The organism is Flavobacterium koreense (assembly GCF_054776075.1).
Genome location: NZ_BAAHCF010000029.1, coordinates 434,766 through 448,890 on the forward strand (window position 1 = coordinate 434,766; position 14,125 = coordinate 448,890).

Sequence of the window (14,125 nt, forward strand, 5' to 3'; positions counted from 1 at the left end):
TTGATGTAATATTTTAAGAACCATTTAGTTGCAACTTTGTACTATAAGAAATTGATAGTAAACAAACTTGAATTATACTGGAACTTGACTTAATTATATGGGCAACTTAGAATTTACGTAATACTTCGAATACATATATAAGCCAATATAAAGCGTAGAAATTTAGTTTCTACGCTTTTTTTATTTTAAGATAGTAATACTATTTCAAAAAATGGGATATATGTAATTTAAGAATTGCATTCTGTAACTCAACTAATACTACAATCATCAACTTTGTAGTGTACAAATTTAATAACTTAATAAAATAAATATCATGAACAATTTACTTTACATATTAGCAGTGGTTCTGGTCATTTCTTGGGCTTTAGGATTCTTTGTTTACAACACAGGAAGTCTAATACATATTTTATTAGTAATAGCAATTGTAGCTATTCTACTTAGAATAATTAGCGGCAGAAAGGTTTTATAATAGAATGAATAATACGCATAACATAATGAATAATACGCATATAACTTAAATAAAAAAAAATGAAAAAAGCAATCATAATGATCGCATTAGTTGCCTTTGCAACGACAAGTTTAAAAGCACAAACAACTACTACAACAGACAATCGCGGCAAATTGACTTTCGGTGTAAAAGCAGGTACTAATTACTCTAATGTATATGATTCAGAAGGAGAAGATTTTGTAGCAGATGGAAAATTCGGATTAGCAGCAGGAGCATTTGTAGTAGTTCCTTTAGGAAAGATATTTGGCATTCAACCAGAGGTTTTGTATTCTCAAAAAGGATTCAAATCTACAGGTACTTTTTTAGGAACCAATTATGAAATGACAAGAACAACAGATTTTATTGATGTGCCAATTTTAGTTTCAATAAAACCAGTTGAGTATGTTTCTTTATTGTTCGGTCCTCAATTTTCTTTCTTAATGAAACAAACCGATGATTTTACTGGTGGTTCTTTATCTACATCACAACAAGATGAATTTGATAACAGTAATTTACGTAAAAACATCTTTGGTTTAACTGGTGGTGTCGATTTTAATATTGACCATTTAGTTATCGGATTAAGAGGAGGATGGGATGTTAAGAATAATGATGGTGATGGAAATTCAACAACGCCACGTTACAAAAACATGTGGTACCAAGCAACAATAGGATATAAATTTTAAATAAAATAAAAATGGACAATTCAAATAACACAGGAAAAATAGTTGGTTCTTTAGTAGTTGGAGCTTTAGTTGGAGTAACTCTTGGAGTTTTATTTGCTCCTCACAAAGGAACAAGAACAAGAAGCATGATTGCTGGTGGAGCTGAAGATATGGCTAAAGATTTCAAGAAAAAAATGAGTCGTGAAGCCAAAGATTTCAAAAAAATGGTTTCTAAAGATGCTAAAATGTTGAAAGACAAAGCAGCCGAATTAGAAGGTATGGTGGAAGGAAAATTCGAAAGCGTTTCTTCAAGTTTGAAAGAAAAAGCCAATGCTCTTTTGCAAATGAATTCAGATCACGTTACTAAATAATATTTTTTGCTTTGGCCTTTAGAGTTGGTTAGTATAAAGGCCATTGCAAAATTTTAAAATCTCAAAAATGAAAACAATAAAATTTTCAATAAGCATCAAACAAGTAATTTTGATTCTTTCAATTTTGTTTTTAGTGGTCAGTGTTTCGTGTGCAAAGAAAACCGTTTTTAATAATTCACCGATAACTCCTGCTGCAAGAGGCGAAGTTTCGGTAAAAAAAGATAAAAACAAAAATTATAATATTGAATTACAAATTTCGTATTTGGCAGAACCAGAACGATTGAATCCACCAAGAATGACGTATGTTGTTTGGATGTTGACTGAAGATGATAATCCTATTAATCTGGGACAAATTATTAGCACATCAAAACTTCATGTAAAATTTGAAACGGTTTCATCTTCTAAACCAAAACTGATTTTTGTAACAGCAGAAGATGACCCAAGTGTTCTTTATCCCGGAAACATGAGGGTTTTGGAAACCGATAAGTTTTAAAAGTTTTTAGTTTTACTTTTTGTATTGTTGGTTAGTTTAGGAAAACTGCTTTAGGGCAGTTTTTTTTGTTTTTCTTTTGGTGTAAAAATCTTTACTCTTTCACCATTAATAAACATTTTCATCGAGTTTAAATGAATAGAAAATTCTACTTTTTTCCATTCTGAATCATCTTCATCGGAGTAAATGTATTTGTAATAAAAAACATATTCGATGCTGTCAAATCCTTTTACAAATTTTGGAACGCCATCTTTTGAACATTCAAAACCCCAATTAATAGCTTTTTTTGATTCGCCTTCCGTTTGATAAAAACCACTACCATCAGCATTTAATTCAACTATGGGTTCCTTACCTTTATATTGATAAATTCCAGTGACAGAATAATTAATGTCTGTTGTTAAATAAGTTACACCATTTTTTGTGTTTATTTCAGTAACCGAATTTTGAGCAAATGAGGAACCGATTACAAATAAAAAAATCCCAAGAACTATTTTTTTTACTTTCATTTTTATCTTTTTAAATTATCAGTTTAATACAAAGTTGCAATCTTGCTATATGGTTGTTAGGCGACGTTTATTTCGTGTTCTTATTCAATTCCAAATAAAAGTCATTTCCAGATATATTTTTTCCAGTTCTAATTTTGAACTCATCCACGATTTCCGCAAGAGTTTGATAATTCCAATCGTTGAATTTATTTAAATAATAATATTTATCTTCTGAATATATTTCCAAGCAATAGCGAACATTTTTTTTGCCTTGCTCTTCTTCTTGAATTTCAATCATTACCTTGTCCAAAACTAGTTTGTCTTCAAATTTTGAATTAAAGTCGTGTCCAAGTATTTGTAAATTATTTTCAGTGAAACGTATTTCGTTTACTATGGTTCTCAAGCGATTGATTTGGTAATAAAGTCCAATTAGGAAACAGATTGCAAAAAAAATCAACCAGTAAATTCTGTAATTTGCCATTTCTCCTCTTGATAATCTGCCATAAGTTACTTGTAGATAGGCAATGATAAAAACTAATATAAAAGGAGCTAGTCTTTTTAGAAGTCTAGTGTAAAATGGAATATAATTTCCGCTAAATGATTTATTCATATTTTTTCGCTTTTTCCAAAAATATCCTAGCTAACGCGCGAATCCTTTCGCGTGTCATGTATTGTAAATATAGTATTTTTTTGATAAAATATTTAATATGGTTTTTATTTCTCAATTACTGCTTTAGCTTATTTAGTTACCACGAAAAGTGATTCGCGCGGTAGCGTAGGCAATCTTGCTAAACATCTGTTAGCTATAGTACTTGATTTTCTACCTTAATCTGACATATTTTTTTTTCAATGAGTTTTCGGCGACATATTGTAAAGGAACATCTTTAATAGTTATACAGTTTTTTAAAAATTGTTCGACTACATCAAAGTCCCATCCAGCACATGCAGCTGCAAGACCATATCTTGGATCGGAATAATATTTTAGGTCAATCCCTGAACCAAAATCAAAATACTTTTCAATAATTGTCTTTTGTTCTTCCAAACTTGGAATGACTTTATCATAGCCCAAAACATCTAAGAGTGATTCTTGAACAATATAAACATCAATATTCATTAGTTCAAAGAGTGGGTTACAATCATGAATATTTTTTCTTTTCAGTCTAAAATATGCTTTGGTTGTTTCGCTTATTATGGCTCCATTCGTCTGCTCAGTTTCTATAGCGTTTTTTAAAATTGCTAAAATTGAAGTGTCATTTTCAAGAACAGCTTCCTTTAGCAATTTTTTTAGTTTATTATCATGGTTTCTCATTATCGATTTTTCAATCTCTTCGGTTCTGTTTTTCATGACGTGATTTTGTATTACAGCTAACGTTTTCGGCTTCATGAAGTGGCGATGAACCAAGACCAAGCCTTTACAAATATAACCAAAACTTTAAATTAAAAACCTTTCCGATTTCAAATAAATCCCTAACCGCGCCATTTTTTGAAACGGTTGTTATAGGCAGTGTTGTGTTTTCAATCAATTATTTCTTCAACGTTTACACATACTAATTCTTCTCCAAGAATTTCATATTTAAAATTTAGTAGTTTAGCACCTCTATAACCCATTCCTTTTGTTTCTATGAGTTTGTTAAGTGTCGAGCCATTTGTAATTACTCTAAACGTTCCAATTATGTTTGAGCTATCACCAATTATTTTTACAATTAGATAATCATGTCTGTTTTTAAATTCATACTTTTCAAAATAAAATGAACATTTAGGGTTTTTTTCAATGAATTCGAAAAACTGATTTTTGTTAACGCTTATTTGTTTTATATCTCTTTCATTCGATTCTAAGTTTTTATTAGAATTTAAGCAAGAAGAAATAATGATACTTAGAAAGCAAAAAAATAAATTTCTCATAATCACAATTTTTTTAACATTGCCTATAACTTGTATATAGCCGCCACAAACAAACATTTACAAATAATTATAACTGTTTGTAACTATTCGTAAATATATAAAAAAATCCTTAATTGCTTTAACACAATTAAGGATTCCAAATGTTTTATAAAACGAGTTATTGTTTTTCAATCCAAAGTCTTGCATTGACAAAAGCTTAATACAGTTACGAGCTTCGAAACCAATTATTGTCTTTAAAAAATACTCTGATTTGAATTCACTTAGTAATACTCAAAAGTAGCCTCAGATACTAAAGCATTACTAGAGTTGTATTTTTTTATAATTGTTGGCAAATTTTGAGCGTTATAGGTTATCTGATAAGTAAAATTCAAAATTGGTGTCGTTGAACTTGCATTAGCATAATTGTATTGAACAATTTCATTATTATAGTTTTTTAGACTACATGATTCTAAACCTATTAATTCTCTAACTGTTGGATTCATGTAATGCATCGGACTTAATTTATTATCATAGTCGTAAGTATACTTTGTAGGTGAATTATTTTGTAAAGTTCTATTTTCTTCGGTTATGTTTCCGTTAGAAATGATATAACTATAATTGTGATTTGAAAGCCAAGTTGAGCCAATAAAACTTTGATTCTGCTCTGATGTAAGTATTCCACCAGAATAAGTAAACAAAGTACGTTCGAAGTTATTACTTGTATTTAAGATGGTTTCTAATAAATTTCCATTATAGTTAAAAGAATAAGTATTAATAACTGTATTGTTGTTGTAAATAGCAGTATTTGAAATTTTAGAACCACTATATGTTATATCAATTCTATTTGTCGTATTAGAAATACTTTTTAAGATACCATTTTCATAATTAAAATCAGCTGAAATAGTACTAACTGTTCCATTTGAATATTTGGTTTCTGAAACTTTCTTAACTGAGTTTGCTGGCGGATTGATGACTGTAGAATTATTTCCTTCATCACCAGAACAAGAGAACAATGTTACTGTAATTAGTAACGTAAATAATTTAGACAATTTTGACATAATTTTATTTTATTTAATTTATTGTTTTTCCTCGTTAACGCGCGAATCATTTCGCGTGTCATGTTTTGTAAATATAGTATTTTTTGATAAAATATTTTAATATGGTTTTTACTTCTAAATTACTGCTTTAGCTTATTTAGTTACCATGCGAAAGGATTCGCGCGGTAGCGTGGGTATTTCTCTTTTTTGTCAGTCTCGAATTATTGATTTAACCTTAAAATTTTTTTGTCCTCTGTCTGCTAAAATAGCATTGAAATTTTTAGCAAAGAAATCTTTGATGAAACTCCAGTCGCTCGCATTCATTCCTCCATTGCCATTTTTGTCGAGATTATCAACAATTTTTAAGTTACCAATCAACTCGAAATTTTCACGAAATTTCATAAAGTCCTTTCTCCAAATTACGAGTCCATAAGATCCTAAAAAATAAGGTTTTATGTAAGGGTGAATGCTCCACATTTTATTTAGTTCATTGTCTGAATATTTAAAATGGTCGTTCTTTGTATTTCCAACTCCCCAAAAGTCACTATTAAGAATTTTTTCAGCATTAGGTTTTTCTATGTCGTCATATGTCAAAGCGGCAAAAGTAAAAATCTGAGGACTTTTCTCTTTATGTGTACTTGTACAAAGTAAGACTTTATACTTTTCGTCATTCGCTTTGAATGTCAATAAGTCTCCTTGATTTATATCGTTTATTTTTTTCATTGATTCTTCTCTCGTCCAGAATTGATGCCAACGTTCCCGCGCTACAGGCAGTTTGGGACTAAATTAAGCCCATTTTTTGGATTTGCCAAATCTTCCAAATACAAAACCAATTTCAAATTAAGCCTAATACCCAAATTGCTTGTAGCGTGTGTTAGGCATAGTGTTTTTGTTTATTCAAAATGCTTATTAATTAGGATTTTTGAAGATTCTATCATACTTGCCACTCCAAGAAGTTACATAATATGTGATACAATCATAATCAAATTTTTCAAGTTTCTGCCCGTTTTCTATAATATTGATTTCTTCATTTGTTAATAGAGTAGTAGTTCCACCTCCTGCGCAAACAACAAATAGTTCCTCATTTAATATTTTATAAAAATATTCTAACGCAATTTTCATTTCTTCTTCGAAATCTTGTTCACTAAAACTATCAAAATGACAATGATAACTATCAAATCCAACGGTTAATAAGTTATCTTCGGAACTTAAGAATAAGTTTGAAGCGCTATTTTCGTTTTTAGTTATAAGCTCTATAAAAATGTGATTTTTTCCAAAATCGGAAGGTTGCAATGATATATTTTCGAGTAATTTGCTATTATTCTTTTTTAAATATTCATAAACTTTATTTGAATAATCATTTAATTCATTCGAATTAATCATAACATTTAGTTTAGTTTTTAGGTTTGTCTCTTTTAACTTAATATCATTGAATTCTCCTTTCGGTTTTAACATTATGCCTAACTTGAAAATAGCCACACAAACAAACATTTACAAATAATTATAACTGTCTGAAAACATTCGTAAATATATAAAAAAATCCTTAATTGCTTTGACACAAGTAAGGATTTCAACTATTTTATAAAACGAGTTATTGTTTTTCAATTCAAAGTCTTGCATTCAAAAACGCGTTACGTAGTTGCGATTTTCTGAACTGATTATTTTCTTAAAAAATATATTACTTAGTAATACTCAAAATTAGCCTCAGAAACCAAAGTGTTACTCGTCGTGTATTTCTTAATTGAAATTGGTAAATTTTGAGCGTTATAGGTTATTACGCGTGTAAAATCTAAAATCGGTGTTGTTGATGAAGCATTTGAGTATTTGTAGGTATTTGTTTGATTATTTAAAGTTTTTAAATCTGCAGATTCCATACCAATTAATTCTCTAACATCTGGATTCATGTAATGCATAGGATTTAATTTTGTATCATAGTCATACGTGTTTTTGTAAGGAGCATTACTTTGAAAAAAACTATTTTCTTCAATAATATTTCCGTTCGCAAAAACATAGTTTTGTGTATATCCAGTTTGCCAAGTTGAACCAATTAGGCTTTGATTTTTTTCTGATACTAAAATACCATTATTATAATCAAACAATGTTCGCTCAAAATTATTTTTTGTATTCAAAATGGTTTGCAATAAATTACCATTATAAGTGAAGGAATAACTATTTTGAATTACTTCGTTTTTATAGTATATTGTGCTTGAAATTCTGTTATTAGAATAGGTAATTTCAATTCGATTTGTAGGATCAGAAATTGTTTTTAAGATACCATTTTCATAATTAAAATTTGCTGAAAAATTTTCTACATTTCCAGCAATATAGGTTGTTTCAGTTACTTTTTTTAAAGAATTAGCTGGTGGATTGACGGCTGTAGAATTATTACCTTCATCACCAGAACAAGAGAACAATGTTACTGTAATTAGTAACGTAAATAATTTAGACAATTTAGACATAATTTTATTTAATTTAATTTATTGTTTTTCAATCCAAAGTCTTGCATTGACAAAAGCTTCAATCCACGGAGAAACTTCATCTTTTTTATCGGTTGGATAATACGCCCAATTCCATGGGAATGTAGAACGCTCAATGTGTGGCATCATTACCAAATGTCTTCCTGTTTTGTCACACATCATAGCCGTATTGAAATCAGAACCATTTGGATTGGCAGGATAACCTTCGTAAGCATATTTGGCTACAATGTTGTATTTTTCTTCAGCATAAGGTAATTTGAATTTTCCTTCACCATGCGAAATCCAAACACCAAGAGTTGTTCCAGCCAAAGTATTCAACATCACAGAATGATTTTCTTGAATCGTTACCGAAGTAAATCCGCTTTCGTGTTTGTGAGAATCGTTATGATGCATTTTTCCATGAACTTCATGCTCAGGATTGATTAATTCTAATTCCATAAACAACTGACAACCGTTGCAAATTCCAACAGAAAGTGTGTCTTCACGTTCAAAGAACTTTTTCAGAGCAATGTTTGCTTTTTCGTTGTATTTGAATGCTCCAGCCCAACCTTTAGCTGAACCTAAAACATCTGAATTAGAGAATCCACCAACAGCTCCAATAAATTGAATGTCTTCCAAAGTTTCTCTTCCCGAAATCAAATCGGTCATGTGAACGTCTTTTACATCAAATCCTGCTAAGTACATTGCATTAGCCATTTCACGCTCAGAATTACTTCCTTTTTCACGAATAATAGCCGCTTTCGGACGAGGTTTTGTTGCATCAATCACAGGTTTCAATCCTGTAAAATGACTTGGAAATTTATATTGTAAAGGCTGATTTGGAATGTTTTCAAAACGCTCTAACGATTTTCCGTTTTTAGTTTGTTTTTGGTCGAGTAGGAAAGAGGTTTCAAACCACATTTCACGGTAAATTCCAATATTGAAATTCCAAATTCCAAAATCTAAAGAAGGTATATTTTGTACAGAACCAATCTTGAAAATTTCCATTCCTTCAAATGCTTTTTCAAAAACAGCGTCATCATTTGCTTGAAGCACAATTCCGATATTTTCTGCAAATAGAATTTTGACTAAATCTTTTTCTGCGAAAGCATCGAAGGATATTTTTGCACCCAAATTCACATCAGCAAAACACATTTCTAACAAAGTTGTGATTAATCCACCACTCCCAATATCGTGTCCTGCAACGATTTGTCTGTCTTTAATTAACTCTTGAATTGAGTTAAACGCCTTCTTGAAAAACTGAGCATCTTTGATAGTTGGCGTTTCTGAACCAATTTTATTTAAGGTTTGCGCAAACGAACTTCCACCCAATTTGAAATCATCTTGCGATAAATTGATGTAGTAAATCGAACCTTTGTTTCTTTGTAAAACAGGTTCCACCACTTTAGTAATATTCGAACAATTTCCAGCAGCCGAAATAATCACTGTTCCTGGAGCAATCACTTCATCACTCGGATATTTTTGTTTCATAGAAAGCGAATCTTTTCCAGTCGGAATATTGATTCCCAATTCGATAGCAAATTCTGAGCAAGCTTCAACAGCTTCATATAATCTTGCGTCTTCACCTTCATTTTTACAAGCCCACATCCAGTTGGCAGAAAGTGAAACCGATTTTAAATTGTCTTTTAAAGGAGCAAAAACAAGATTTGATAATGCTTCCGCAATCGCATTTCTACTTCCAGCTTTTGGGTCAATTAATGCCGAAATAGGAGCGTGCCCAATAGAAGTTGCAATCCCTTCTTTTCCATTATAATCCAAAGCCATTACACCAACATTATTCAATGGCAACTGCAATGGTCCAGCGCATTGTTGTTTGGCTACTTTTCCACCAACACAACGGTCGACTTTATTGGTCAACCAATCTTTACAAGCAACAGCTTCTAGTTTTAAAACTTCTTCTAAATAAGCCGGAATATTTTCTTGAGAATACTCTAAATCACTATAATTTCTAACGATAGTTTTGTCAGTCATAATGGTTTTTGGCGAACTTCCAAAAAAGTCTTCTAACGCATAATCCATTGGTTTTGCACCAGTAGTTTTCGACTCAAAAGTAAATCTATGGTCATTTGTTACATCACCAACTTGATACATTGGAGAACGTTCTCTGTCAGCTATTTTTTGAAGGGTATCGATATCTTTTTTACCAATAACCAATCCCATTCGTTCTTGCGATTCGTTACCAATAATTTCTTTAGCAGAAAGCGTTGGATCACCAACAGGCAATTTGTCTAAATCGATTAATCCACCAGTTTCTTCCACTAATTCCGAAAGACAATTCAAATGCCCACCAGCACCATGATCGTGAATAGAAACAATCGGATTGTTATCGCTTTCCACCAATCCGCGAATGGCATTGGCAGCACGTTTTTGCATTTCAGGATTGGAACGTTGAATGGCATTTAGTTCAATTCCAGAACCAAAAGCTCCAGTATCAGCTGAGGAAACCGCAGCTCCACCCATTCCAATCCTATAATTTTCACCTCCAAGAATTACGATTTTATCTCCTTCTTGTGGTTTCTTTTTTATGGCTTGATCTAATTTTCCGTAACCAATTCCACCAGCTTGCATGATTACTTTATCGTAACCTAACTTTCTTGCTTGCACTGAGCTTGTCGAAGTGTCGGAGGCTGAGGTTCTCGAAGCCTCACTATGTTCAAATGTCAAAACCGAACCAGTAATCAAAGGTTGACCGAATTTATTTCCAAAATCGGAAGCTCCGTTGGATGCTTTTATCAAAATATCCATTGGCGTTTGATATAACCATTTTCTTTCTGGCATACCATTATTTTCATACGAACGATTGTTGGTCAATCTTGAATACGACGTCATGTAAACCGCAGTTCCAGCTAAAGGCAAAGAACCTTGTCCGCCAGCCAATCTATCTCTAATTTCTCCACCAGAACCAGTTGCCGCACCATTAAAAGGTTCAACTGTTGTTGGAAAATTATGGGTTTCTGCTTTTAATGAAAGTACTGAATCAAATTCTTTTTCTTGGTAAAAATCAGGTTTGTCTGCACTTTTTGGAGCAAACTGAGTCACTTTCGGACCTTTAACAAAAGCTACATTATCTTTGTATGCGGAAACAATATCGTTCGGATTTTCAGAAGATGTTTTTTTGATTAATTTAAAAAGAGAAGTTTCTTTTTCAACACCATCAATGATAAAAGTTCCATTGAAAATTTTATGACGACAATGTTCAGAATTCGCTTGTGAGAAAGCAAAAATCTCTGAATCAGTAAGTTTTCTGTTTAGTTTTTTAGATAGATTTTCTAAATAAATAACTTCTTCATCGTTTAGCGCCAAACCTTCTTGCTTGTTGTAAGCTGCAATATCTTCAATTTCAAGAATCGCTTCTGGTTGAATATTGATGGTAAAAATATCTTGATTTAATTCTGAATATTTTTGCAAAAGCATTGGATCAAAATCAGAGAAATCACTTGAAACTTTTTCAAATTCTTCAATTCTGATGATGCCTTCGATTCCCATGTTTTGGGTAATTTCGACAGCATTGGTGCTCCAAGGAGTAACCATAGCGGCACGTGGACCAACAAAAAAATCCGCAAGTACGGATTTATCTATTTTATGTGCGTTGCCAAAAAGCCAATTTAATTTTGAGATAGTTTCTGCTGATAATTCGTTTTGCGTTTGAACAGCAAATACAGTAGCGGTTTCGTTTCCGAAAAAGTGAATCATTGTGTTGTTGTTTAATCTGAACTTGTTTCAAATTCTCATCTGATTGAAGTTCAATTTTAGTTGTTGTGCAAATTTAAGTCAAATAGTGTGGAGTGCCAAAAAAGAAGCAAATAGTTTTTAACGAGTTTTTGACAATGCATTCTTGAAATTTATAAATCATTATATTTGTACTAAATTATTTATAGATATGAGAAAAATATATTTTCTTTTCCTGCTTGTTGTTTTACAAGTAAATAGCCAAATTGTTAATATTCCTGATGCTAATTTTAAAGCAAAACTTTTACAGGCAGATGTTACAAACTATATAGCTAAAAATCTATCGGGAAACTATTTTAAAATTGACCAAAATAATAACCAGCAAATAGAACTAAATGAGGCTTCAAATGTTTTATATATTGATGTTTTAAGATCTGCATTTGATTATAATTACATATCAAGTTTAGTAGGACTTGGAAGCTTTGTTAATTTAGAATTTTTTAGATGTTCAGGACATCAAGTTAGTAGTTTGAATATTATTGGATTATCTAATTTAAAAGAATTGTATTGTAGTGAAAACATGTTAACAAATGTTGATTTGTCTTATTTCCCAAACATTGAAATAGTTGATTGTTCCTTTAATCAAATTACTAATTTGAATACTAATGCACCTTCTTTAAAATCTTTAGGTTGTATTTATAATCAACTTTCAAGTCTTAATCTAAATACACTTCCAAATTTAGAAGTTTTAGAATGTAGTTGGAATCCTTTGCTGAATACAATTGATTTATCCAATAATTCTTTATTAAAAACATTAGGATGTGGGTTTAATAATATTGAAAATTTAAATGTTTCAAATTTATTTTTTTTGGAGACATTATATGCCCCAAATAATCTATTGACACAAATAGATCTTTCAGGATTGGTATGGTTAAGGACAATTTTTTGTAATAACAATCAAATAACTTCTATTAATTTAAACGATGTTTGTAAAGGATATCAAAGTAACACATTTCTTTATAGTATAGATTTGAGATATAATAATTTGAATAATATTTATTGTAAGAATGGATTATATGATAATTTCGGTATGATAACTGATGGAAACGATAACATAGGCTATGTTTGTTGTGATGAATTCGAATTTGATGTTGTATCCAGTTATTTTAATGGTGTTGCATGTAATGTAAATTCCTATTGTTCATTTACTCCAGGTGGAAATTATTACACCATACAAGGGAGTCAAAAATTTGATTCTAACGTAAATGGTTGTGATAGTAATGATGTACTATTTCCAAATTTAAATTTTAATATTACTGATGGGTTTTCATCAGGAAATATAATTGCTAATACTTCAGGTGATTATTCAATTTTTGTTGGTCAAGGTACACATACCATTACTCCAATTTTAGAAAATCCAACTTATTTTAATGTAGCTCCATCAAGTTTACAAGTTACACTTCCAAATGCGAGTAATCCAATTATTCAAAATTTTTGCATTACACCCAATGGAGTTTATAATGATTTGGAAGTAGTAATTATACCATTACTTCCAGCAAGACCAGGTTTTGATGCAACTTATAAAATACTATATAAAAATAAAGGAAATACTACTTTGTCAGGTTCCGTTGTATTAGATTTTGAAGACAATAAAATGGATTTTGTTTCCTCAACGCCATCCTATACAACGATATCTACTGGTGAGTTAATTTATAATTATTCTGATTTAGCACCATTTGAAACAAGAGAAATTATAATTACAATGAATATTAATTCACCAACAGAAACTCCAGCAGTAAATATTGGTGATCAATTAAATTTTATAGTTATTATCAACCCTCTTTCTGGTGATTCGTATATACTAGACAATAGAATAAATTTTAAACAAACTGTGGTTGGTTCCTATGATCCTAATGACAAAACTTGTATAGAAGGTGATGTGGTTGGAGCTGAAGTAATAGGAAATTATATTCACTATGTAATTCGATTTGAAAATACTGGAACTTTTCCTGCAGAGAACATAGTTGTAAAAGATATTATTGACGCTACTAAGTTTGATATTAATACTTTAACTCCAACAAGCTCAAGCCATCCATTCGTTACTAAAATATCAAATGGTACTATTGTTGAATTTATTTTTGAAAATATACAATTGCCTTTTGATGATGCAAATAATGATGGTTATGTAGCATTTAAAATCAAGACATTACCAAGTTTATCAATTGGAGATACATTTAGTAATAATGCTAATATTTATTTTGATTATAATTTTCCTATTGAAACAAACACCACTTTAACAACAATTCAAAATTTAAATAAAACTGATTTTGAATTTACTGATTATATAACATTATATCCAAATCCAGCAAATAGTAAATTGAATTTTAAAGTAAAAAAAGATATTGATGTTTCTTCAATTAATATTTATAATTCTTTAGGTCAATTAGTCTTAGTAGTTACTAATCCAAATGGGTTTATTGATGTTTCTGAATTAAAAACAGGTAGTTACTTTGTGAAAATCATTTCAAATTTAGGTTTGTCAAATTGTCAATTTCTAAAAGAGTAA

At 30.5% G+C, this 14,125-nt stretch carries 14 protein-coding genes; 5 read left to right on the top strand and 9 right to left on the bottom strand.

Annotation, left to right across the window (positions count from 1 at the left end):
- Positions 1 to 313: 313 nt before the first annotated feature.
- The 4 genes from ACYU7A_RS10235 to ACYU7A_RS10250 all read left to right on the top strand — a co-directional run bounded on the left by ACYU7A_RS10235 (position 314) and on the right by ACYU7A_RS10250 (position 2,013).
- Positions 314 to 469 (top strand): lmo0937 family membrane protein, encoded by a 156-nt coding sequence (locus ACYU7A_RS10235; protein WP_460576291.1) that lies wholly within the window; start codon positions 314 to 316, stop codon positions 467 to 469.
- 59 nt (positions 470 to 528) lie between these two features.
- Positions 529 to 1,170, top strand: a complete 642-nt coding sequence (locus ACYU7A_RS10240; protein ID WP_460576293.1) for a porin family protein — start codon at positions 529 to 531, stop codon at positions 1,168 to 1,170.
- Positions 1,171 to 1,181: 11 nt separating this feature from the next.
- Entirely contained in the window at positions 1,182 to 1,520 is a 339-nt protein-coding gene (locus ACYU7A_RS10245) for a YtxH domain-containing protein (RefSeq protein ID WP_344816727.1), read from the top strand.
- A gap of 67 nt (positions 1,521 to 1,587) precedes the next feature.
- A complete protein-coding gene (locus ACYU7A_RS10250) occupies positions 1,588 to 2,013 on the top strand; it encodes a hypothetical protein (protein ID WP_460576295.1) in 426 nt (141 codons plus the stop codon).
- Between the two features lie 50 nt (positions 2,014 to 2,063).
- Here the strand turns inward: ACYU7A_RS10250 and ACYU7A_RS10255 are convergent, their stop codons facing one another.
- The 9 genes from ACYU7A_RS10255 to purL form a co-directional block, all read right to left on the bottom strand.
- A complete protein-coding gene (locus ACYU7A_RS10255) occupies positions 2,064 to 2,516 on the bottom strand; it encodes a hypothetical protein (RefSeq protein ID WP_460576297.1) in 453 nt (150 codons plus the stop codon).
- A 67-nt stretch (positions 2,517 to 2,583) separates the two neighbouring features.
- A complete protein-coding gene (locus tag ACYU7A_RS10260) occupies positions 2,584 to 3,105 on the bottom strand; it encodes a hypothetical protein (RefSeq protein ID WP_460576299.1) in 522 nt (173 codons plus the stop codon).
- Between the two features lie 210 nt (positions 3,106 to 3,315).
- The gene (locus ACYU7A_RS10265; protein WP_460576301.1) at positions 3,316 to 3,840 is read right to left on the bottom strand and encodes a hypothetical protein; all 525 of its coding nucleotides are present in this window, start codon (positions 3,838 to 3,840) and stop codon (positions 3,316 to 3,318) included.
- Between the two features lie 170 nt (positions 3,841 to 4,010).
- The gene (locus ACYU7A_RS10270; protein WP_460576303.1) at positions 4,011 to 4,397 is read right to left on the bottom strand and encodes a hypothetical protein; all 387 of its coding nucleotides are present in this window, start codon (positions 4,395 to 4,397) and stop codon (positions 4,011 to 4,013) included.
- Positions 4,398 to 4,657: 260 nt separating this feature from the next.
- Positions 4,658 to 5,434, bottom strand: coding sequence for a hypothetical protein (locus tag ACYU7A_RS10275; RefSeq protein WP_460576305.1), 777 nt, complete (start codon positions 5,432 to 5,434; stop codon positions 4,658 to 4,660).
- Between the two features lie 189 nt (positions 5,435 to 5,623).
- On the bottom strand, positions 5,624 to 6,136 hold the full coding sequence (locus ACYU7A_RS10280) for a hypothetical protein (RefSeq protein WP_460576307.1): 513 nt from the start codon (positions 6,134 to 6,136) through the stop codon (positions 5,624 to 5,626).
- A 186-nt stretch (positions 6,137 to 6,322) separates the two neighbouring features.
- Positions 6,323 to 6,796, bottom strand: coding sequence for a hypothetical protein (locus ACYU7A_RS10285; protein WP_460576309.1), 474 nt, complete (start codon positions 6,794 to 6,796; stop codon positions 6,323 to 6,325).
- A 299-nt stretch (positions 6,797 to 7,095) separates the two neighbouring features.
- Positions 7,096 to 7,872, bottom strand: a complete 777-nt coding sequence (locus ACYU7A_RS10290; RefSeq protein ID WP_460576311.1) for a hypothetical protein — start codon at positions 7,870 to 7,872, stop codon at positions 7,096 to 7,098.
- Positions 7,873 to 7,890: 18 nt separating this feature from the next.
- On the bottom strand, positions 7,891 to 11,583 hold the full coding sequence (gene purL, locus ACYU7A_RS10295; RefSeq protein WP_460576313.1) for a phosphoribosylformylglycinamidine synthase: 3,693 nt from the start codon (positions 11,581 to 11,583) through the stop codon (positions 7,891 to 7,893).
- A gap of 187 nt (positions 11,584 to 11,770) precedes the next feature.
- Between purL and ACYU7A_RS10300 the strand changes: the two genes are divergently transcribed.
- Positions 11,771 to 14,125, top strand: a complete 2,355-nt coding sequence (locus tag ACYU7A_RS10300) for a DUF7619 domain-containing protein (protein ID WP_460576315.1) — start codon at positions 11,771 to 11,773, stop codon at positions 14,123 to 14,125.